The organism is Thalassospira sp. MCCC 1A01148, from assembly GCF_001613795.1.
GTDB lineage: Bacteria > Pseudomonadota > Alphaproteobacteria > Rhodospirillales > Thalassospiraceae > Thalassospira.
The window spans coordinates 41,417-61,070 of sequence record NZ_LPVZ01000023.1 but is presented as its reverse complement, the minus strand read 5'-3'; the positions used below and the strand labels follow the sequence as shown (position 1 = coordinate 61,070).

The 19,654-nt window shown below is 55.1% G+C and carries 17 protein-coding genes and 1 tRNA gene; 7 read left to right on the top strand and 11 right to left on the bottom strand.

Features of this window, described 5'->3' with window-relative positions; translation table 11 throughout:
• Window positions 1-223 precede the first annotated feature (223 nt).
• The 4 genes from AUQ43_RS18960 to AUQ43_RS18945 all read right to left on the bottom strand — a co-directional run bounded on the left by AUQ43_RS18960 (window position 224) and on the right by AUQ43_RS18945 (window position 5,310).
• A complete protein-coding gene (locus AUQ43_RS18960; protein ID WP_062957885.1) occupies window positions 224-727 on the bottom strand; it encodes a peptidylprolyl isomerase in 504 nt (167 codons plus the stop codon).
• A gap of 62 nt (window positions 728-789) precedes the next feature.
• Entirely contained in the window at window positions 790-1,317 is a 528-nt protein-coding gene (gene coaD, locus AUQ43_RS18955; protein ID WP_062957884.1) for a pantetheine-phosphate adenylyltransferase, read from the bottom strand.
• Between the two features lie 11 nt (window positions 1,318-1,328).
• The gene (gene gyrA / locus AUQ43_RS18950; RefSeq protein WP_062957883.1) at window positions 1,329-4,136 is read right to left on the bottom strand and encodes a DNA gyrase subunit A; all 2,808 of its coding nucleotides are present in this window, start codon (window positions 4,134-4,136) and stop codon (window positions 1,329-1,331) included.
• A gap of 202 nt (window positions 4,137-4,338) precedes the next feature.
• Window positions 4,339-5,310: a DMT family transporter gene (locus AUQ43_RS18945; protein WP_062957882.1), complete on the bottom strand. Its 972-nt coding sequence runs from the start codon at window positions 5,308-5,310 to the stop codon at window positions 4,339-4,341.
• Window positions 5,311-5,620: 310 nt separating this feature from the next.
• Between AUQ43_RS18945 and AUQ43_RS18940 the strand changes: the two genes are divergently transcribed.
• Complete coding sequence (locus AUQ43_RS18940; RefSeq protein ID WP_062957881.1) at window positions 5,621-5,836, top strand: hypothetical protein; 216 nt, start codon at window positions 5,621-5,623, stop codon at window positions 5,834-5,836.
• A gap of 15 nt (window positions 5,837-5,851) precedes the next feature.
• On the opposite strand, the gene AUQ43_RS18935 is transcribed toward AUQ43_RS18940, so the two are convergent.
• On the bottom strand, window positions 5,852-6,694 hold the full coding sequence (locus AUQ43_RS18935; protein ID WP_062957894.1) for a DUF547 domain-containing protein: 843 nt from the start codon (window positions 6,692-6,694) through the stop codon (window positions 5,852-5,854).
• Between the two features lie 173 nt (window positions 6,695-6,867).
• Between AUQ43_RS18935 and AUQ43_RS18930 the strand changes: the two genes are divergently transcribed.
• Window positions 6,868-7,743, top strand: coding sequence for a putative metalloprotease CJM1_0395 family protein (locus tag AUQ43_RS18930; RefSeq protein WP_062957880.1), 876 nt, complete (start codon window positions 6,868-6,870; stop codon window positions 7,741-7,743).
• Between the two features lie 67 nt (window positions 7,744-7,810).
• Here the strand turns inward: AUQ43_RS18930 and pyrC are convergent, their stop codons facing one another.
• Window positions 7,811-8,854: a dihydroorotase gene (gene pyrC, locus AUQ43_RS18925; protein WP_062957879.1), complete on the bottom strand. Its 1,044-nt coding sequence runs from the start codon at window positions 8,852-8,854 to the stop codon at window positions 7,811-7,813.
• Window positions 8,855-9,071: 217 nt separating this feature from the next.
• On the opposite strand from pyrC, the gene AUQ43_RS18920 reads away from it, so the two are divergent.
• Window positions 9,072-9,698, top strand: coding sequence for a hypothetical protein (locus AUQ43_RS18920; RefSeq protein WP_114129942.1), 627 nt, complete (start codon window positions 9,072-9,074; stop codon window positions 9,696-9,698).
• Window positions 9,699-9,780: 82 nt separating this feature from the next.
• Here AUQ43_RS18920 and AUQ43_RS18915 read toward each other — a convergent pair whose 3' ends face one another.
• From AUQ43_RS18915 to AUQ43_RS18905, 3 genes are all read right to left on the bottom strand, one after another.
• Window positions 9,781-10,791, bottom strand: coding sequence for a serine hydrolase (locus AUQ43_RS18915; RefSeq protein ID WP_232310750.1), 1,011 nt, complete (start codon window positions 10,789-10,791; stop codon window positions 9,781-9,783).
• A gap of 167 nt (window positions 10,792-10,958) precedes the next feature.
• Window positions 10,959-13,142 (bottom strand): tetratricopeptide repeat protein, encoded by a 2,184-nt coding sequence (locus AUQ43_RS18910; protein ID WP_062957877.1) that lies wholly within the window; start codon window positions 13,140-13,142, stop codon window positions 10,959-10,961.
• Window positions 13,143-13,265: 123 nt separating this feature from the next.
• Window positions 13,266-13,342 (bottom strand) — tRNA-His (locus AUQ43_RS18905).
• Between the two features lie 330 nt (window positions 13,343-13,672).
• On the opposite strand from AUQ43_RS18905, the gene AUQ43_RS18900 reads away from it, so the two are divergent.
• Entirely contained in the window at window positions 13,673-14,674 is a 1,002-nt protein-coding gene (locus AUQ43_RS18900; protein WP_062957876.1) for a Gfo/Idh/MocA family protein, read from the top strand.
• Between the two features lie 63 nt (window positions 14,675-14,737).
• On the opposite strand, the gene AUQ43_RS18895 is transcribed toward AUQ43_RS18900, so the two are convergent.
• The gene (locus AUQ43_RS18895; protein ID WP_062957875.1) at window positions 14,738-15,607 is read right to left on the bottom strand and encodes a LysR family transcriptional regulator; all 870 of its coding nucleotides are present in this window, start codon (window positions 15,605-15,607) and stop codon (window positions 14,738-14,740) included.
• 135 nt (window positions 15,608-15,742) lie between these two features.
• On the opposite strand from AUQ43_RS18895, the gene AUQ43_RS18890 reads away from it, so the two are divergent.
• Window positions 15,743-16,093 carry a rhodanese-like domain-containing protein gene (locus AUQ43_RS18890; RefSeq protein WP_062957874.1) on the top strand — a complete coding sequence of 117 codons (351 nt, stop codon included), beginning with the start codon at window positions 15,743-15,745 and terminating at the stop codon, window positions 16,091-16,093.
• Between the two features lie 115 nt (window positions 16,094-16,208).
• Here AUQ43_RS18890 and AUQ43_RS18885 read toward each other — a convergent pair whose 3' ends face one another.
• Window positions 16,209-17,381: an aminotransferase gene (locus tag AUQ43_RS18885; RefSeq protein WP_062957873.1), complete on the bottom strand. Its 1,173-nt coding sequence runs from the start codon at window positions 17,379-17,381 to the stop codon at window positions 16,209-16,211.
• A gap of 389 nt (window positions 17,382-17,770) precedes the next feature.
• Here AUQ43_RS18885 and AUQ43_RS18880 point away from each other — a divergent pair, with 389 nt between their 5' ends.
• Entirely contained in the window at window positions 17,771-18,109 is a 339-nt protein-coding gene (locus tag AUQ43_RS18880) for a P-II family nitrogen regulator (RefSeq protein ID WP_007091888.1), read from the top strand.
• A gap of 62 nt (window positions 18,110-18,171) precedes the next feature.
• Window positions 18,172-19,581: a type I glutamate--ammonia ligase gene (gene glnA / locus AUQ43_RS18875; protein ID WP_062957872.1), complete on the top strand. Its 1,410-nt coding sequence runs from the start codon at window positions 18,172-18,174 to the stop codon at window positions 19,579-19,581.
• Window positions 19,582-19,654: the final 73 nt, after the last annotated feature.

The following is a 19,654-nucleotide window of genomic DNA, read 5'->3' as shown; positions in this document are numbered from 1 at the left end:
AGCCCGACAGGATTCGAACCTGTGGCCAACTGATTAAAAGTCAGTTGCTCTACCAACTGAGCTACGGGCCCTCAACGTTGGTGAAGCGCGTTTTAATGGCACAGGCCCCATCGGTCAACACCTGTTTTCCATATTTTGGTTCTTTTTGCGCATTCAGCCCCAAAAACGCGAAAGCCGTCCCACAAAGGGACGGCTTTCGGTTGTAATACTTGAAAGTTCGCGATTATTGCGCGTCAGCAGCAACCTGCATTTTGACGATCTGATCGGGGTCGGCAACGCTGCCATTGGCCCACGGTGCACCCTTTTTGATCATGTCGACATATTCCATGCCCTCAGTCACCTGGCCCCATATGGTGTACTGGCCATCAAGGTGCGGTGCATCGGCGAATACGATGAAGAACTGGGAATCCGCACTGTTCGGGTTGGCCGAACGCGCCATGGAAACGGTACCACGAACATGGCGTTCATTGGAAAATTCCGCGTCCAGTTTCTGGCCGGAACCGCCAGTTCCATTACCCTTCGGGTCGCCGGTCTGGGCCATGAAGCCTTCGATCACGCGATGGAAGTTCAGACCATCGTAAAAGCCTTCACGGGTGAGTTCCTTGATCCGGGCAACGTGGTTCGGTGCCAGATCCGGACGGAGCTGGATCACAACGCGGCCATCTTTCAGGTCAAGATACAGCGTGTTCTCCAGATCCTGTGCGACAGCGTCGTTTCCAGTGGACATGGTGATAAATCCTAGTACGAGAGCAATAATTGAGAATAGACGAAAAAGACGCATGGCCTGCGTTATTCCTTTTCTTCTGCCAGCTTTTCGTGCAGGCGTTTGAGCACGTTGGCGGGCACAAATTCAGTGACATCCCCACCCAGACGGGCGATTTCCTTCACAAAGCGCGAAGACACAAACTGCTGTTTGTCAGATGCCATCAAAAACACGGTTTCAACTTCCGGGGATAGCCGGGCGTTCATCCCGGCCATCTGGAATTCATATTCAAAGTCCGACACAGCACGCAGACCACGGATAATGGTACTTGATCCGTTTTCCTGCGCAAACTGCATCAGAAGCGACGAAAATGGCTTTACTGAGGTACGGGCGGCCACTTCACCGCCCGCTGCCTTAAGCGCACCCTCAACAAGTGCACAGCGTTCCTCAACCCCGAACATCGGGCCCTTGCCGGCATTGATCGCAACACCAACAATCAGCTCATCGACGATCCGGGTCGCGCGACGAATGATATCCATATGCCCCTGGGTTACCGGATCAAAGGTGCCCGGATAAATCCCGATACGCGATACGGTAGAAGACGTTTCAGTCATCAAACTTCCAGTTATTCGTCGCTGTCTGCGTCATCGGATGCCGGTGCTGCGGATGCATCCTCGTCAGATGCCTCTGCGGCCGGTTCAGTGGTCTCGGCAGTGCCTTCGCCACCTTCGATCACACCTTCCTCACCATCAATGACCTCGTCCTCGTCGCCAAGGTTTGACAGACGTTCGACAGCAACGACTTCTTCGTCCTTGGCCGTACGGAACAGCGTCACACCCTGGGTCTTACGACCGGCAATGCGGATATCATGGGTCGGCATGCGGATGACCTTGCCACCATTGGTGACCATCATCAGTTCGTCGCCTTCCTCGATCACGAACGACGCAGCAACGTTACCGTTACGCTCGGACATTTCGATATTGGCAAAGCCCTGGCCACCACGGCCCGTCACACGGTATTCATAGGCAGACGTCCGTTTGCCATAACCGTTTTCGGTCACCGACAGGATCAGCTGATCACCGTCATAGATTTCCTGATAGCGGTCAGCACTCAGGACCTCAAGCGGCAGGCTGTCCTCGGAGATTTCCTCACGGCGCAGCTTACCTGCAATCGACAGATACTCGTCGCGTTCTTCCATGGTGACATGGTTGCCAAACAGCACCGACATCGCAATGACTTCGTCTTCGTCGGCCAGACGGATCCCGCGCACACCGACCGAATTACGGCCCGTAAACACGCGCACGTCTGTCACACGGAACCGAATGCATTTGCCCTTGCGGGTGGTCAGAAGAATATCGTCGTCATCGGTACAGGTTTGAACCGCAATCAGCTTGTCGCCACGTTCTTCTTCAAGCTTCATGGCGATCTTGCCATTTGATTTCACATTCACGAAATCGGCAAGACTGTTACGGCGCACGTTGCCAGTCGAGGTGGCAAACATCACATGCAGGTTCGGCCATTCTTCCTCATCAGGAAGCGGCAGGACCGTAGTGATATATTCGCCCTCCGAGAGCGGCAACAGGTTCACAAGCGCCTTGCCGCGTGATTGCGGCGTGCCCATCGGCAGACGCCAGACCTTCATCTTGTAGACCATCCCCTCGGAGCTGAAGAACAGAACCGGGGTGTGGGTATTGGCAACAAACAGCTTGGAGACAAAATCTTCCTCGCGGGTTGCCATGCCCGAACGGCCTTTGCCACCGCGGCGCTGGGCGCGATAGGTCGACAGCGGCACACGCTGGATATAGCCGCTGTGCGACACGGTCACGACCATGTCTTCGCGGGCAATCAGGTCTTCGATGTCATGTTCGAATTCTGCTTCCTGAATTTCGCTGCGACGCGGGTCGGCGAATTCATTGCGCATTTCCGAAAGTTCATCCTTGAGGATGGAAAGCTTGCGCTCACGCGAACCAAGGATATCAAGGAAGTCCTTGATCTTCTCACCCAATTCGGTCAATTCGGCCGCGATCTTGTCACGTTCCAGACCGGTCAGGCGATGCAGGCGCAGCTCAAGGATCGCGCGCGCCTGTGCTTCGGACAGGCGATACATGCCATCCGATGAGCCAACCTGGTTCGGATCAGCAATCAGTTCGATCAGCGGAACAATATCACCCGCTGCCCAATCGCGCGCCATCAGCTGTTCACGCGCCACGACCGGATCGGCCGCATTACGGATCAGTTTGATGACTTCGTCGATATTGGAAACCGCAATACCCAGACCAACCACGACATGGGCACGATCACGTGCCTTTTTCAGAAGGTGGATGGTCCGACGGGTGATGACTTCTTCGCGGAACTCGACAAACGCCTGAATGATGTCTTTCAGGTTCATCAGTTCCGGCTTGCCGCGATTAAGCGCGAGCATATTCACACCAAACGAGGTCTGAAGAGCGGTAAAGCGGAACAGCTGGTTCAAGACGACATCCGAGTTGGCATCGCGCTTGAGCTCGATCACCATACGCACGCCCGAACGGTCAGATTCGTCGCGCAGATCGGAAATGCCTTCGAGTTTCTTCTCGCGCACCAGATCAGCGATCTTTTCCATCAGGGTCGCCTTGTTCACCTGATAGGGAACTTCGGTCACGATGATGGCTTCGCGGTTGGCACGGATTTCCTCGACATGGGTACGTGCGCGCATGACGACCGAACCACGACCGGTCTTGAATGCCGAATGGATGCCCGAACGGCCAAGAATAAGCCCACCGGTCGGGAAGTCCGGACCATGGACAAATTCCATCAGGCCTTCGACGGAAATGTTGGGATCATCGACATAGGCCATGCAGCCATCAATGACTTCGCCAAGGTTGTGCGGCGGAATGTTGGTTGCCATACCAACCGCAATACCACCGGCACCATTGACCAGCATGTTCGGGAAACGGGCCGGGATAACAGACGGTTCCTTGGTGGTTTCGTCATAGTTATCTCGGAAATCGATTGTGTCCTTGTCGATATCATCAAGCAGGAAGTGCGCGGCCTTGGCCATGCGCGCCTCGGTATAACGCATGGCGGCGGCCTTATCACCGTCCATGGAACCAAAGTTCCCCTGCCCGTCAATCAGCGGCAGGCGCATAGAGAAGTTCTGCGCCATACGGACCATTGCGTCATAAATCGCGCTGTCGCCGTGCGGGTGATATTTACCCATCACATCCCCGACCACACGGGCGGATTTGCGGAACGGTTTGTTATATTCAAACCCGTTCTCGTGCATGGCGTACAGAATACGACGATGTACCGGTTTCAAACCGTCTCGGACGTCAGGCAGTGCGCGGCTGACGATCACGCTCATTGCGTAATCAAGATAGCTCCGGCGCATTTCTTGTTCGATGGAAACCGGGAAGATATCGCGGTTCTCAGGATTGGTCTCTTCGGTGGACAAAGCCCGTGACCTCTTAAACGCTTGATCAGAAATGATTCAATCGGCGTGACATGCCCCGTTTTCAGGCGCATGCCGGACCAGAAAGGCGGAAAGTATCAGGTTTGTCGCGCACAAACAATATTGACAAATCCTATCCTTCACGGTTGGCAAAGAAAGTTCGAAATTTATCGCGAATTCAGGGATTTCGCTGCCCTGAAAACCATCATTTTTGCGCGGATTTTTCGCCTTCTGGTGCTTCCATCACAGCGGCCATGGGATCGGCCTTGGCACCTGCCGCATCGGCCGGTTGCGATTTGCGGCCAAACCGCATCTGAGATGCCGCAATCCCGCCCAGAATTATGGCCAGTGCGATCAGGGCATTTGGCTGGGGCACCTCGCCCAGAATAAGGAAACTGATCAGAACCCCTACGGCCGGCACCAGATAGTTGTTAAACACAAGGAAACTGGCCCCTGCCACGGCAATGATTTGCAGGATCAGGAACATGGCGATGCCGGTCGGGAACATGCCGAGATACATGATCGCAAGTGCGCCTTCCAGATCCCAGTTCATGGTCCAGGGCTGATCGACAATCAGGGTAAAGGGCATCAGCATCAGTGTTGCGAACGTCAGAATAACTGCCGTCGATCCGATGCGCGGCTGATCGCGCAGATTCCGCGCCACAAGCGACGAAATCGCATATCCGATTGCCGCGACCAGAATGGCCAGCTGGAACAGGAATTCACCGCCCAGCCCGGAAAGCGTTTCCGGGCCAACCAGAACAATCACGCCAATCGTGCCCAAAATCACCCCGATCACCTTGCCGGTCGACAGCTTTTCATCCTGGGTGAAGAAATGCGCCAAGACGACAGTCGTAAGTGGCACGGTCGACATCAGGATCGCCGCCAGCCCGGCATCGACCTTGATCTCGCCAAAGCTGATCAGGAAGAACGGAATGGCGTTCCCGACCAGCGCCACCACAAAGGTCGAGATCCATGCACGCCGCCCCGTGGGCATTTCCGATTTACGAATCAAGGCAAGGCACCACAGCACAAGGGCGGCAAAGGCCAGACGTCCGCTTGCCACCACAAGCGGCGAATAGGCATGCACACCGATTTTGATGAAGGTGAATGAACTTCCCCACATCAATGCCAGAAGCACCAGAAGCAGATATTCGCGAAATCCCGGACGTGTCATTTTGCCAGCCTATTTTTGCCATACTTGTTGGGTCTAATCGCTTTTACAAACAGACCAGATCACAGCGTTAAAACCGATCAGGGTTTTAATCAAGGAAATACAACCCACAGGAATTTGGCCCGGACTCAGGCACGAAAAAGCCCGCAAACGCGGTTTGCGAAAATTTCGCACAGATCGACCTGCCTTAAGACAGATCAAAGCGTTTAAGGGCCGAAAATGAAAAAAGATATCATCAGAACACGAAAATTGTTGCGAATGACTTGCAATTGCATTACATTCACTACAACAAAAAAATTCGGGATACGAGAAGATGAGTTACGTTGATCAGGAATTGACGGTCGAAGATATGCTTGCCGACCCGATCGTTCAGACATTAATGCGCTATGATGGCATCTCTGCCAGTGATGTCCGTCACACGATAGAAGCAGTAAATCAGCATCGCCCGGAAAATCCGGACGAAGAAGACGCTGCCTTCAACTGGAAACCGGGCAGCGCCGCTGATCGCTTGCGCGATACAGCAGCATAATTAAAAACTCTGCGATCAACGCCCGTGGGCGTTTAACGCCCAATCATAGGTGTATCCGGCGATATCAAGTTCTGTGATATCGCCCAGATAGGTCATCAGATCAGGCGCGGCAAACGCCCTCAGATGCGTGATGAACTCCGCGTCACTCTCGCCGAAATCATCCCGATACCAGTCATACAGGGTTGAAAGCACAAGACTTCCATCGGCATTGATACGCACCGCGCGTGGATGATTGATGAAATCACGCGCCGCCTGATCAAGCTGCGCTTCAAGTTTGTCGGCATCAAAGGCCTCTGGCGCCAATGCCGGGCAGCCGATAGATGCACAATTCACCACATAATGGATGCGCGCATCGCGCCAGATCGGGCGCAGGATGCGGTGCTCGATATCATCAAGGCTCAGTGTTCGCCCCTCCACCGTGATCAGCTTTTTGCCCCACGGTCCAGAGGCAAATAACCCCGGCGAGATATCAATATCTCGGATGCTGTCCACCGGATAATGATCCAGAACCACCTTGACGGTCAGCGCATTATAAAGGTTCACCCAATAGGCAAATTGCTGATCCCGGTTAAGCTGATCCACCGCGACCCTGGTCATGGCATCAACATAGCCCGCAACCATCCCTGCCCCGCCATCTTTGCTTGCTGCTTTATAATCAAAGCTGGTCACACCGGGTTCCTGCACCGTGACATAGCGATCCAGAACGACCTGCCAATCACCATGATCGATCACCACGGCACTTTCAGGATCATGCGCCTGCCAGTCCGGCCATAAATCTGCATCCGGCGCGGCTTGCGCCGAAGATGGCGGGGCAAGCATCAACACAGCGATCAGAACAGGGGCCAAGGCAGAAATCATAAAACGCATCATCGACAAACCGATCTGGAACAACTTTCCCCCACCTTACCCGCCAGATGCAAAACCACCGCATCAAACCGGCGTGATCTGATCGCGGATCCATGGCGCTGCCGTTGCCATCGCCTTGATCTGCTTATGTACATTTAACCCAGAGTTGGGCTATACTAAGCGCCATGATACAGGCAGGTGCAATACAGGTTATCCCCGGCAGTGGTGGGCAACTTGGCCAGATTATAGCCACACGCGCCCTGCCCGGCTCCGGGAGCCAACCGCCGACCAGCGGGTCGGGCGGAACGGCTGCGTCTGCGCCGCAAACCTTACCGGCTGCCGTTGCGCTTGTCCCGCTTTCAAGCACCATTGCCCCCACCCAGGCCCCCGCAAACACATCCACGTCGCGCGGTGAGTCAGCAAATTCAACGCAGACCAACGGCACGAACGAACCGGCCCCAACACCACCGCCTGCCCCGGCGCAAACAGCACCTGTCAACAGCGCGGCATCGGTGGTCACGATCATCCAGCAGCTTGACCCGCGTGATATTAACGGTGGCGCGCCGGAAGAACCGCAAATCCAGAGTCCGACACAGCGTCAGCAGGAAGAACGCGAAGCCACCCCTGAAAGCGCACGTCAACCCACGTCAAACCCGGCACTTCTGACCGCGACCGAACGTGAAATCGTGCAGGAGCTGCGCGCCCGTGACGCAGTTGTACGGACAGAGGAAGAAAGCCATCAGGCCCTTGCCGGGGCAAATGCCGGCATGATCAGCTATAGCTACACGCCGGGCCCGGACGGGCGGCTTTACGCCACCGGCGGCAAGGTCAGCATCCGGCCCATTCAGGGCCTTGATGGTATCGCCGCCATCGCCAACCAGGCCGCCATTTCCCGTGCCGCATCCGTCCCCGGAAGCTCGGCGGCTGATTTTAATGTCGCCAAGGGCGCATCGATGAACATCTCGGCAATGATCTCGGCACAGGCTTATGCGGCGGCTGAAAGCTATCGCATGACGCTGGGCCTGAATGCTGCGCCGGGCACCGTGGATCTGAGCGGATAATCCCGGCTACCACAAACGAAAAAAGCGGCCCCGTCGGAGCCGCTTTTGTATTGTCGTGCATTTGTGCTTAGGCGTAATGCCAGAACACATCAAAGCCCGGATTAAACACCGTTACCGGGCCTTCGCCGGTCTCGATTTTTTCCGCAAACCTGGCGGGTTCAGCGCGTTTTTCCAGCGTGATCTGATCACCATTCAATGGCAGGCCGTAATATTGCGGGCCGTGGATCGACGCAAAGCCTTCAAGCTTGTCCAGCGCCCCTTCTTCCTCAAACACATGCGCCAGAAGCTGCACGGTGTTGTTGGCGGTAAATATCCCGGCGCATCCACACGGGCTTTCCTTGCGTTCATCGGTATGCGGCGCGGAATCCGTGCCAAGGAAGAAGCGCGCATCACCCGACGTTGCAGCAGCCCGCAGCGCCAAACGGTGCTTTTCACGCTTGGCGACCGGCAGGCAATACATATGCGGATGAATGCCGCCGACCAGAATGGCGTTGCGGTTAATGATCAGATGGTGGGTCGTGATCGTCGCACCCAAATTCTTGTCATTGGCTTTGACATACTCGACACCGTCTTCGGTCGTGATGTGCTCCATCACCACGCGCAGCTCCGGCAGACGCTTGCGCAGCGGATCAAGAATCCGGTCGATAAACACCGCTTCACGGTCAAAAATATCAATGTCCGGATCGGTGACTTCGCCGTGTACACAAAGCGGAATGCCAAGCTCTGCCATCCGCTCCAGCGCTGGCATGGCATTATCGAAATTGCGCACACCACTGTCCGAATTCGTCGTCGCACCCGCCGGATAAAGCTTCAGTGCCGTGATCACCCCGGCCTTGTAGCCTTCCTCGATATCATCGGGATTGCTGCCCTCTGTCAGATACAGGGTCATCAGTGGCGTAAAATCATGGCCCGACGGGATGGCAGCAGTAATCCGGTCGCGATAGGCCACGGCATCGGCCGTCTTGACCACCGGCGGCACCAGATTGGGCATGATGATCGCACGGGCAAAATGCTCGGACGTCTCGCCAATCACACCTTTCAGCATATCGCCATCACGCAAATGCAAATGCCAGTCATCAGGACGGCGAAGGGTAATGCGATTGGTCGACATGCGGCGATCTCCTGGCAAGCAATGAACCCGTTTGGGAAATATGGAGCGTTACCTAGCAGATTGGCGCGGAATTGGGAATGTTAAAGCGGAAAAACCACACCAATTCCGAGGGAAACGATGCCTTTCTCTTTTCCGCAGGCAGAACTTCTGCTTTCATTGACTATCGGCACAATTCGAGAACACTACAACATGTAACACTAAACGCGAGGACAAAAACTTGAACAAGTTTGGAGACTTGTTGAACGGCATCCCACTTGCAGGGATGATCATCTCGGGTTTTTTGGCTGGCACGCTATATGGAAGCAAATTTGATGGCGAAGAATGGGAAACACTCGCTGCTGGTTTTCTAGGTCTTACCGGTGGTGCTTGTGCTCTATTCGCAGCGAAAGCTCAGATAACAGCTCAAAGACGGCAGAGAGAGGATGATATCCAAAGGGAAGCTGCACTAGCTAACACTAGATACTATCTTCTGGGGAAGGAAGTTGGGGAGTTGTGCGAACTATTCGCTAGATCAACTAGTGAAAGACTTTCAAGCCAGCCCATCGAGATCAAAGAGCTTCAGACGATGCATGACGCTCTTATCGCAACTGAAATCCCAAAAGCTCCGCTAACGTGCTCGGAAGAGATAACCTCCACATACGTCAGTTTAACATTCCTGCGCTCTAGACTACTGATTTTCTTCACTTCAATGACAAGGGAGCTTGAAACTTCCCCTGAAGGAATAGGTATGTCCGTTGCCCCGGACAAAGAAGAAAATCCAACGGGCCTACTAAGCACATTGGATGACATGATGCACCTTGGCCGTTTTCTCAAAGAGAGTTGCGAAGAACAACTTAAGCGGTGAGCTATGGAAAAGAAGGGGAAGTGTTTAATTTTCTGCCCCCATCCTACCCGCCTGTATTGTTACATGCTCTTTATTGCTCTCGTCAGGCCAGCGAAAGCACAGGCCCCTCAAGCAGCTCCATCAAATCCCCGAAATATCCACCGGATCGCGCGGGCGACGTCGGGTCAGAAGTGATGGCCACCGCAAGGTCTTTTTCGGGATGTGCCGCGATGATCTGGCCGCCATAGCCGCGTGCGATAACGAAGCCGCTGCGGCTCAGGAACCAGCCATAGCCATACGCGAGCCCCGAATACGGTGATCGGGTGTGGGCCTCGGTTGACTGGTCTATCCAGTCGGCCTGAATGATCTGAACACCCTCGAACCGGCCTTGATCGCGCATAAGCGCCCCGATGCGCAACATCCCGCGCGGTGTCAGCGCCATCTCGTTGCCGCCGAAATAATAGCCCTGCGGATCCTGTGTCCAGGCTGGAATTTGAATACCAAGCGGCTGACCAAGGGCAGCGCGCGCCTGTTCCAGCAGGCTTTTCCCCGTCGCAACCGCAAGCACCGCACCAAGTATATGCGTGGTACCGGTGGAATAGATCATACGCCCGCCCGGGCTTGCCACCATCGGGCGGCGCAGCGCAAAGGACACCCAGTTGTCGGAATTGACCCAAGTGCCGTAGTTGCGCCCTGATGTACTCTCAAGCCCGGCCCGGAGCGTCACCAGATCTTCGATGGTCAGGTCTTCCACACCGGGGGTGGCATTCGTTGGAATGATAGACGGCGCGATGTCGCCGATGGTGGCTTTGATTGAGGGGATCGCGCCTTCTGCAATCGCGTTGCCCGTCAGCAGACCGATGATGCTTTTCGAGCAGGACTTGATGTTCGCAACCCGATCCAGGCCCGGCCCGCGCGGCGCTTCGGCAACAATAATCTCGTCACCGCGCTGGACCAGAATCGCATGAAGCTGGGACATGTCAGCAATTCGCGAACGGATGTCGGACGCGGTTTGTGCGAACGCCCGGCCCACAAAGGGCGCGGCCGCAGCACCCAGAAGGGTCACTGAGAAGGCACGGCGGGTCAGCATCGGATGAGGTCTGTCGCTCGGCATATCCATCAGTCCTAGGCGGTCGGGATCATATGCGGGCTCAAACGATACGCAGTCCATATGACCACGGCCTGCAACGCACACCTTTCCAGTCAATTGAGCCGGAAGATAAAGCCCTTGTCTGGAACTATTTACGCAGGATAGAAACATCAGACCACAATCGGACACGCCTAGATACTCACGGCAATATCCGAAATTGCTTCGTCTGCCAGTCTTTGTGCAAAAGCACGTTCCAGCCCCTGCTCAAACCCGCGGGTGTAGCCTTCGGTATCAAACAGCGGCTTGGTCTGGCGGTTCGTGGCAAGTTTGGTGCGCAGTTCCGCCAGCATGTCCGGGTTTTGCGCGAGCTTGAGGATGAGCTCCTCATAGGCCACTGGCGTGTCTGTGATCAGCTCCGGCAGGCCAATGGCCGAAAGCAGGCTGGCAGCAACACGGGCGGCAAACTGCTGTCCGGCCAGTGTCACCACCGGCAATCCGGCCCAAAGCGCATCGCTGGCGGTCGTATGGGCGTTGACATTGAAGGTATCGATAAACAGATCGGCGTGGCGAAAGCGGGCGAGATGTTCGGATTGCGGCATGTAACCGGCAAAGATCAGCCGGTCGCCCGAGATACCGTGCTTTTCCGCCGCCGCACGCAGGTTGGCCTTTGCGACATCATTATTGCACCAAAGCCAGAGTACGCTGCCCCCCACCTTCTTCATCACCCGCATCCAGATGGCAAATTCGCTTGGCATGATTTTGTAGTTGTTGTTGAGACAACAGAAGACAAAGCCATCTTCGGGCAGGTCAAGCTCGGCACGTGTCATCGGCTTGCTTGATATTTCGCGGGTATTGTCATTGGGCTGATAGCAATCGGGAAGATAAATGATCTTCTCGTGATAGCCGGAACGCTGTTCGGGCGGAATGACCACCGGGTCGGCCACAATATAATCAATGAAATCCGCACCAAGCGTGCCGGGATAGCCAAGGTAGCTGATCTGCAAGGGGGCCAGGCGTTTGGCGAACGGTTCGAGGCGGCCATCGCGGGTATAGCCCTTGAGATCAATCGCGATATCAAGGTTCTGTTCACGGGCAAGCTTGGTCAGATCACCATCGGACATGCCCTGCACATCAAAGAACTGATCAACATTTTCAAGCACCTGATCGCGCTGTGCGTCAGTTTTGCTTTTGCCATAGCTGAAGACGAAGATTTCGAATTTTGATCTGTCATGATGGCGCAAAATGCCTGCCATGAGGAACATGGTCGCATGGTCATGAAAATCGGCCGAGAAATAGCCAAGACGGATTTTGCGCCCGTCCGCCGGGGTCGGCTGGATCGTCGATACCGGGGCCGCCGCCGAAAAATGGCTTTTCGCCCAGTTGCGCGAACGGGCAAGTTGATGGGCGGGATGATCCTCGAACGGCAGCAGCGGGAATGGCAGGGCCGCCTCGCCCGTCACACCAAGCTCGGCACCATATTGATCAAACAGGTCGCACGCCCGCCAGTCACACAATTGGCTTTGCTCACGCAGTTGTTCGACCATTGCCAAAACATAACCCGGCTTGACCGCAAGGGCGCGTTGATAGGCCTCAATCGCCTCTGGGCCGGATTTAAGCTCTGCCATGGTTTGGCCCAGCCCGTACCAGGCCTCGGCCAGTTTTGGTTGTAGCTTGAGCGTCTTGAAATATTGCTGTTTGGCGTCCTCAAGCAGTTCACGTTCGCGGAGCGTATTGGCAAGATTATAGTGCGCGTCGACATAATCGGCCTTGCGCGCAATCGCGTTCATATAACAGCTCTGGGCTTCTTCAAGTTTGCCCGCACCTTTAAGGATATTGCCCAGATTGTTGTGCGCCTCGGGAAACTCCGGGGAGGCCGCAATGACGGCGCGGTAGCACTGCTCTGCCTCAGACAGCTTGCCAAGACGTTCAAGGATGACACCAAGATTGCTTTTGGCGGCGACCATATCAGGTTGCAGATGCACAACCTGACGCAGGGCCTGTTCGGCGTCATCAAGCAGGTTCAGATTGCTGCTGACGGCTGCGCGAAAGTTCCAAAGCTTGGCAGATTTGCCATACTGGCCCAAAAGCTGCCCGGTCATGGCATGGACATCTTGCAGGCGACCGGCCTGATAGGCTTGTGAAAGTTTGGCAAAGACTTCAGCCGGGGGTTCGCCGGCTGCCCCGGATGTGCCGCCCTTTGCGCCCAAAGCCGGTTTGACAGGGCCGCTTAACTCGGCCAGAGCCGTTTTGACGCGTTCGTTTTTCGGATAATCAGCAAGGATCGCCTCATACAGGGCGCGCGCCTCGGCCATTTCGCCTTTGCGCATATGCGCCTTTGCGCGCTTCATTGCCTGATCAACTTTGAGCTTCGCCATACGACCCCGAACCATGATGTTTTCGGGCAGTCTAGATGATAAACCGTCAAAGGCAACCGGGCCGGGGCAAAAACGACCGCAAAAGACAAAAGGCCAGGCATTTCTGCCTGACCTTTTCACAAATGGGGCGAGTGATGGGACTTGAACCCACGGCCCCCAGTGCCACAAACTGGTGCTCTAACCACCTGAGCTACACCCGCCATCGTGTGGCGCGGTTTATATGGCCCGAGGCCCCCAACGTCAAGCGCATATTTTCAATTTTTTCCCCTGATTTCGGCCAAGTTGTTCAAAGCGCCGATTTTTGCGGGCTTGAGCCATCCGCAACCGGTTTCTTCATCCATTCCTATCCGTAAAATGGGTACCCCACCCGTCTGAACATCTTGCATCCCTGACCACATGCCTTAATTAATTTGGTTCAATAACAAGCCATTGCCAAAACACAGGCTGTCGGAACCCCCATATATAAAGGGTTGCCTGATTGTCCTGAGGTCGAAATGGCCACAAAAGAGAAAAACAGACGGAGTATCGGAATGAAGTGGGGCGTTCTCAGCACCGCCAAGATCGGCACGGAAAAGGTTATTCCGGCCATGCAGGAAAGCGATCAGCTTGAAATCCTGGCCATTGCCGGTCGCGATCTTGAAAAGACCCGCGAGGTCGCAGAAAACATGCGCATTCCGCGGGCCTATGGTTCGTATGAAGAACTGCTGGCCGATCCGTCGATTGAGGCGATCTACAATCCCCTGCCCAACCATTTGCACGTGGAATGGTCAATCAAGGCGCTTGAGGCCGGTAAACATGTTCTGTGTGAAAAGCCGATCGGCCTTCATACCGAAGACGCCAAACGCCTGATCGAGGCACGTGACAAAAGCGGCAAGCAGGTGGTTGAGGCGTTTATGGTCCGCCATCATCCGCAATGGCTTGAGGCACGCAAGATCGTTGAAAGCGGCCAGATCGGTCAGCTCAACACGGTGCAAAGCATCTTTACCTATTTCAATGCTGATCCGAATAATGTGCGCAACAAAAAGGACATTGGCGGCGGCGGATTGCTTGATATCGGCTGCTACTGCATTGTCGGCCCGCGCTTCATCACCGGCAAGGAACCAATCCGTGTGGTGTCGTTGATGGACAAGGATCCGAAATTCGGAACCGATCGTCTGGTATCGGGCATGCTCGATTTCGGGTCAGGCCTGCAGGCAAGCTTTGTGTGCGGCACACAATCGGCCGCTGTTCAGCGCGTGCATATCCTTGGCACCGAAGGCCGGATTGAAATCCTGATGCCGTTCAATCCCGTGTCGGAAAACGAAGCCGTCATTCGCGTCGCGGGCCAGAAACAACCAGGCTTTGACGAAGCACGCGAAATCAAATTCCCGGTTTGCAACCACTACACCCTGCAGGGTGAGGCAGCCACCGCGATCTTCAAGGGGGACAGCCCGATCGATTACCCAATCGAGGACGCGATTGCCAATATGCAGATCCTCGATGCCTTTGCCCGCTCTGCCAAGACCGGCAGCTGGGAAATGGTCAAATCCTGATCAACGCATTGCAAATATCAAGATACAGCAAAAGCCGGGGAAACCCGGCTTTTTCTTTGTCCGTCATGCGCCCGCAAACAGGGCGGATTTGGCCTTAAGCCGCGGGAACATGAAATCATTGAACGCCCGAATGCGCGGCACAGCCTTAAGATCGCGGTGCATCAAGATCCAAAGATCATTATCAAGCCCGTCAATCGCATCACCAAGGATGGTGATATTGGAAAACGCACCGGCAAGAAACATCGGCAGTACCGCATAGCCCGCCCCGGCATTCACCAGCCGTGCAACATTCAAAAGCGAATTGCTGCGCATCGTGACATGCTGTTCCTGGAAATGCTTGTCGCGCCACTGGGCGGCCTTGATATGGGCAAGGCTTTCATCGCAAGTGATCCATGGCCCGTCAGCGTCGTTGGGATCACCCATGCCCTTTGCCGCACAAACCACAGACCGGATCGGGGCGATTTGCCGCCCGACAAGGTTTTCATTGGGCGCGTTGCTTGGCCGGATTGCGATATCGGCATCATGCCGGTTCAGGTCATAAAACCGGTTGTCGGTCACAACATGTACAGTGATCTCAGGATAGCCATTGGCAAAAGCGGCCAGATCATCGGCCAGCACCGCGTGAAGCAACGTATCTGTCGTGGTCAATCGCACTGTGCCGGTTGGCCGGATATCCTGCCCCGCAAGGGTACGGGCGAGAACGGCCATTTCCGCCTCAAGGTTTTCAGCGGTCTGCATCGCTGCCAGACCGGAACTGGTCGGCTGATAGTCGCCCTGCTGACGTTCAAAGAGCTTGGCACCAAGGCGACTTTCGATGTCGGCCATACGCCGAAACAATGTGGAATGATGAAGGCCACATTGTCTGGCCGCCTGGGTAATGCTGCGTGCCCGCCCCACCGCCAGTACCAGTTTCAGATCATCCCATTCCAGCATGTGCAACCCTCCAACTGCGCCGCCCAACGATTCGCATTATTGCACATACTGTTTGAATTATCACAAATTTACTTCGCATACCTGCACATCAATACTGATCCCATCACCCACAACATTCCAGATGGAGATTGGAAAATGAGCAACACAATCACCCGTGACGAACTCAAGGCCGCCCTTGGCACCGCCAACGCACCCACCCTGATCGAAGCGCTTCCGGCGCGGTATTATGTTGATGCCCACCTGCCCGGCGCGATCAACATTCCCCATGACGCCATTGATGAAAACGTGAAGCAGATCCTGCCCGATTTGCATTCACCGATTGTTGTTTATTGCGCCAATGGTCCGTGCAAGAACTCCGGCATCGCCCGGATGGCGCTGACCAAGCTTGGTTACAGCAATGTGCGGGATTACCACGAAGGCAAAAGTGACTGGCGCGAGGCGGGCCTCCCGCTTCAGGGGCAAGGCGCACTTGAACAAACCGCCTGATCTCCCTTCGCGCAACCAGAACGGGCCGACATTAAAAAATGTCGGCCCGTCTTATGCTGGTGCAGGAACAGCAAACTGTCTTATTGCCAGCTTTCGTTGCGAAACATCGCAAAATTTACTTGGCAAAAGCCTTTTTCATCCGTGCAATCGCTTCGTCCATTTTGGCTTCGTCCTTGCAGAAGCAGAACCGCACGAAGTTGCGCACCCCGCCATCTTCACCCTGATAGAAGGCCGAGACGGGGATCGCCACCACGCCTGCTTCCTTGATCATGATCTGGCAAAACTCGACATCATCGCAGTCATAGCCAAGCGGACGGAAATCACAGGTGATGAAGTAAGTGCCCTGGGAATCGAGCACGTCAAACCCGACCTCCTTCAGCCCCTTCATCAGGTAATTGCGCTTGGCTTCCATTTCGGCGGTGAAGTTCTCGAAATAGGCGTCGTCCTTGTTCAGGCCGAATGCCACGCCATGCTGAAGGGCGGGTGATACGGTAAAGACAAGGAACTGATGCGCCTTCTTGATCGGCTCCATCAGTTTGGCGCAGGCCGTAATATAGCCGATCTTCCACCCCGTCAGCGAAAAGGTCTTGCCGGCTGATCCAATGCGCACGGTGCGTTCATGCATCCCGGGCAGGGTCATCAAAGGTGTATGCTTGCGCCCGTCAAAGACAAGATGCTCGTAAACCTCGTCACACAGCGCGATCACGTCATGCTTGATGCACAGATCGGCGATGAATTGCAGCTCGTCTTCGCGATAGACTTTAGAGCACGGGTTTTGCGGCGAATTGAGCAAGATCAGCTTGGTTTTGTCGGAAAACGCGGCTTCAAGCTCTTCGCGCGGCAGCTCCCATTCCGGCGGGGTCACACGCACCAGCTTGGGGATGCCGCCTGCCAGTTTCACCATCGGCAGGTAGCTGTCATAAAGCGGCTCGATCAGGATGACTTCATCGCCCGGTGCAACCAGACCAAGGATGACATCGGCCAGACCTTCGGTCGCACCGACCGAGACCAGCACTTCTTTCTTGGGGTCAACCTCGATTCCATAAAACCGTTTGTTGTGATCGGCAACCGCCTGAAGCAATTCCGGAACACCGGCCAAAGGCGGGTATTGGTTGGACATATCGGTCAGTGATTTTGCCGCGACCTCGCGGATATCGGCCGGGCCGTCTTCATCTGGCGCGCCCTGCCCCAGATTGATGGCCTTGTGCTTCAGGGCCAGCTCATTCATCACTTCAAAGATTGTAATCCCGCCAGAAGCGAAAAGCGGATTGCCGACAAATTCGGTCATGAGGCGTCCTTTATATTATGGTCGTTCACCGGATGGTGGCCTCCGGTCGAGTCCCGATCATCGTGCACATTTTCGCATCTGATAGAACCCTTTCATAGAAAATCCTGTTGCATGATGGCCCCCGATTGGCAAGTCCGGAACCAATCAAATGCCCCCACGTGCCTGTCAAATCGGTCATTTGCATATTTTTTGAACATCTTGCCTAAAACGCAGTCAGCGACAAGGTGGAAAATCGTAAAAATTTCATGGGTTTTGCTGGGTTTTCGCAACGAGAATCCTTAGAATGCCGTGGCCGGTAAAAACTGGCATGGTCCGTGCAATAGTCAGCGGGCGAAGCATTACGCTTTACAGAGTTCAACGCAACTCTCGCCAAAAAGCAGAGGGCGCTAATGAAAAAAATTGAAGCCATCATCAAGCCGTTCAAGCTTGACGAGGTAAAAGAGGCCCTTCAAGAGATCGGTCTCAAAGGGATTACCGTTACCGAAGCCAAAGGTTTCGGACGTCAGAAAGGTCATACGGAGCTGTATCGCGGCGCCGAATACGTTGTGGACTTTCTGCCGAAGGTAAAGCTGGAAATCGTTGTCGAGGACACGCTGGTTGAGCGTGCGATTGAGGCAATCCAGCAAGCCGCTCATACCGGGCGTATCGGCGACGGTAAAATTTTCGTTTCCTCACTCGAGGACGCGATCCGTATTCGTACTGGTGAACGGGGTAACGACGCGATCTGATCGGTCACGCCACGCTAAGAACACCATACGGTAACTGTTTATGAGTTTTAAAGGGTTGCATCATGTCTGACGCTGCTTCTGTACTTAATCTGATCAAAGAAAAAGGCATCCAGTTTGTCGATCTGCGCTTTACCGATTCCAAAGGTAAATGGCAGCACACCGCGCAGGATATCTGCACGATCGACGAAGACGTCTTTGTTGACGGCATCATGTTCGACGGTTCGTCGATCGCCGGTTGGAAAGACATCAACGAATCTGACATGATTCTGATGCCGGATCCGGCAACCGCTGTTGTTGATCCGTTCACCGCTCAGCCTTGCCTGATCCTGTTCTGCGACGTTATCGAACCGGCCACCGGCCAGGGTTACGAGCGTTGCCCGCGTTCGACCGCGAAACGCGCACTGGCTTACATGAAGTCGGCTGGCATCGGCGACACCGCATTCTTCGGCGCAGAGCCGGAATTCTTCCTGTTCGACGACGTCCGTTGGAGCACCTCGCAGGAGAGCATGGCGTACGCGCTTGACTCCGAAGAAGGTCCGTACAACACCGGCACCGAATTCGAAGGCGGCAACCGCGGCCACCGTCCGGGTCCGAAGGGTGGTTACTTCCCGGTCCCGCCGGTTGACTCGGCAAACGACATCCGTGCCGAAATGGTCAACTACATCAACGAAATGGGCGTGCGTTGCGAAAAGCACCACCACGAAGTTGCTCCGTCGCAGCACGAACTGGGTATCGCATTCGGCACCCTGATCGAACATGCCGACGCCATCCAGATCTACAAGTACTGCATCCAGATGGTTGCACACCAGTATGGCAAGACCGCAACCTTCATGCCGAAGCCGATCTTCGGTGACAACGGTTCGGGCATGCATACCCACCAGTCGATCTGGCACGAAGGCAAGCCGCTGTTCGCAGGTAACGGCTATGCTGACCTGTCTGACACCGCCCTGTACTACATCGGTGGCATCATCAAGCATGCCAAGGCTCTGAACGCCTTCACCAACCCGTCGACCAACTCCTACAAGCGTCTGGTCCCGGGCTTTGAAGCACCGGTTCTGCTGGCATATTCTGCACGTAACCGTTCTGCATCCTGCCGTATCCCGTACACCGCATCGCCGAAAGGCAAGCGTGTCGAGATCCGCTTCCCGGATGCGATGGCCAACCCGTACCTCGCCTTCACCGCGATGCTGATGGCTGGCCTTGACGGTATCGAGAACAAGATCCACCCGGGCGAAGCAATGGACAAAAACCTCTATGACCTTCCGCCGGAAGAGCTCAAAGAAGTTCCGACCGTTTGCGGCTCGCTGCGTGAAGCTCTTGAAAGCCTCGATGCAGACCGTGAGTTCCTGAAAAAAGGCGACGTCATGACCGACGACCTGATTGAAGCTTACATCGAGCTCAAAATGGAAGAAGTCATTCGCTTCGAACAGGCTCCGCACCCGGTCGAGTTCGACATGTACTACAGCGCATAATCTTCCTTTTGGAAGACCATGCTTACGGGAAACGCCCGGCCGGTTGGCCGGGCGTTTTTCGTTTCCGCTTAAA

Coding starts and splice junctions, on each gene's coding strand:
- AUQ43_RS18960 (WP_062957885.1), bottom strand. CDS start 727: ATGTCCACTGGAAACGACGCTGTCGCACAGGATCTGGAGAACACGCTG.
- coaD (WP_062957884.1), bottom strand. CDS start 1,317: ATGACTGAAACGTCTTCTACCGTATCGCGTATCGGGATTTATCCGGGC.
- AUQ43_RS18945 (WP_062957882.1), bottom strand. CDS start 5,310: ATGACACGTCCGGGATTTCGCGAATATCTGCTTCTGGTGCTTCTGGCA.
- AUQ43_RS18940 (WP_062957881.1), top strand. CDS start 5,621: ATGAGTTACGTTGATCAGGAATTGACGGTCGAAGATATGCTTGCCGAC.
- AUQ43_RS18935 (WP_062957894.1), bottom strand. CDS start 6,694: ATGATTTCTGCCTTGGCCCCTGTTCTGATCGCTGTGTTGATGCTTGCC.
- AUQ43_RS18930 (WP_062957880.1), top strand. CDS start 6,868: ATGATACAGGCAGGTGCAATACAGGTTATCCCCGGCAGTGGTGGGCAA.
- pyrC (WP_062957879.1), bottom strand. CDS start 8,854: ATGTCGACCAATCGCATTACCCTTCGCCGTCCTGATGACTGGCATTTG.
- AUQ43_RS18915 (WP_232310750.1), bottom strand. CDS start 10,791: ATGCCGAGCGACAGACCTCATCCGATGCTGACCCGCCGTGCCTTCTCA.
- AUQ43_RS18910 (WP_062957877.1), bottom strand. CDS start 13,142: ATGGCGAAGCTCAAAGTTGATCAGGCAATGAAGCGCGCAAAGGCGCAT.
- AUQ43_RS18900 (WP_062957876.1), top strand. CDS start 13,673: ATGAAGTGGGGCGTTCTCAGCACCGCCAAGATCGGCACGGAAAAGGTT.
- AUQ43_RS18895 (WP_062957875.1), bottom strand. CDS start 15,607: ATGCTGGAATGGGATGATCTGAAACTGGTACTGGCGGTGGGGCGGGCA.
- AUQ43_RS18890 (WP_062957874.1), top strand. CDS start 15,743: ATGAGCAACACAATCACCCGTGACGAACTCAAGGCCGCCCTTGGCACC.
- AUQ43_RS18885 (WP_062957873.1), bottom strand. CDS start 17,381: ATGACCGAATTTGTCGGCAATCCGCTTTTCGCTTCTGGCGGGATTACA.
- AUQ43_RS18880 (WP_007091888.1), top strand. CDS start 17,771: ATGAAAAAAATTGAAGCCATCATCAAGCCGTTCAAGCTTGACGAGGTA.
- glnA (WP_062957872.1), top strand. CDS start 18,172: ATGTCTGACGCTGCTTCTGTACTTAATCTGATCAAAGAAAAAGGCATC.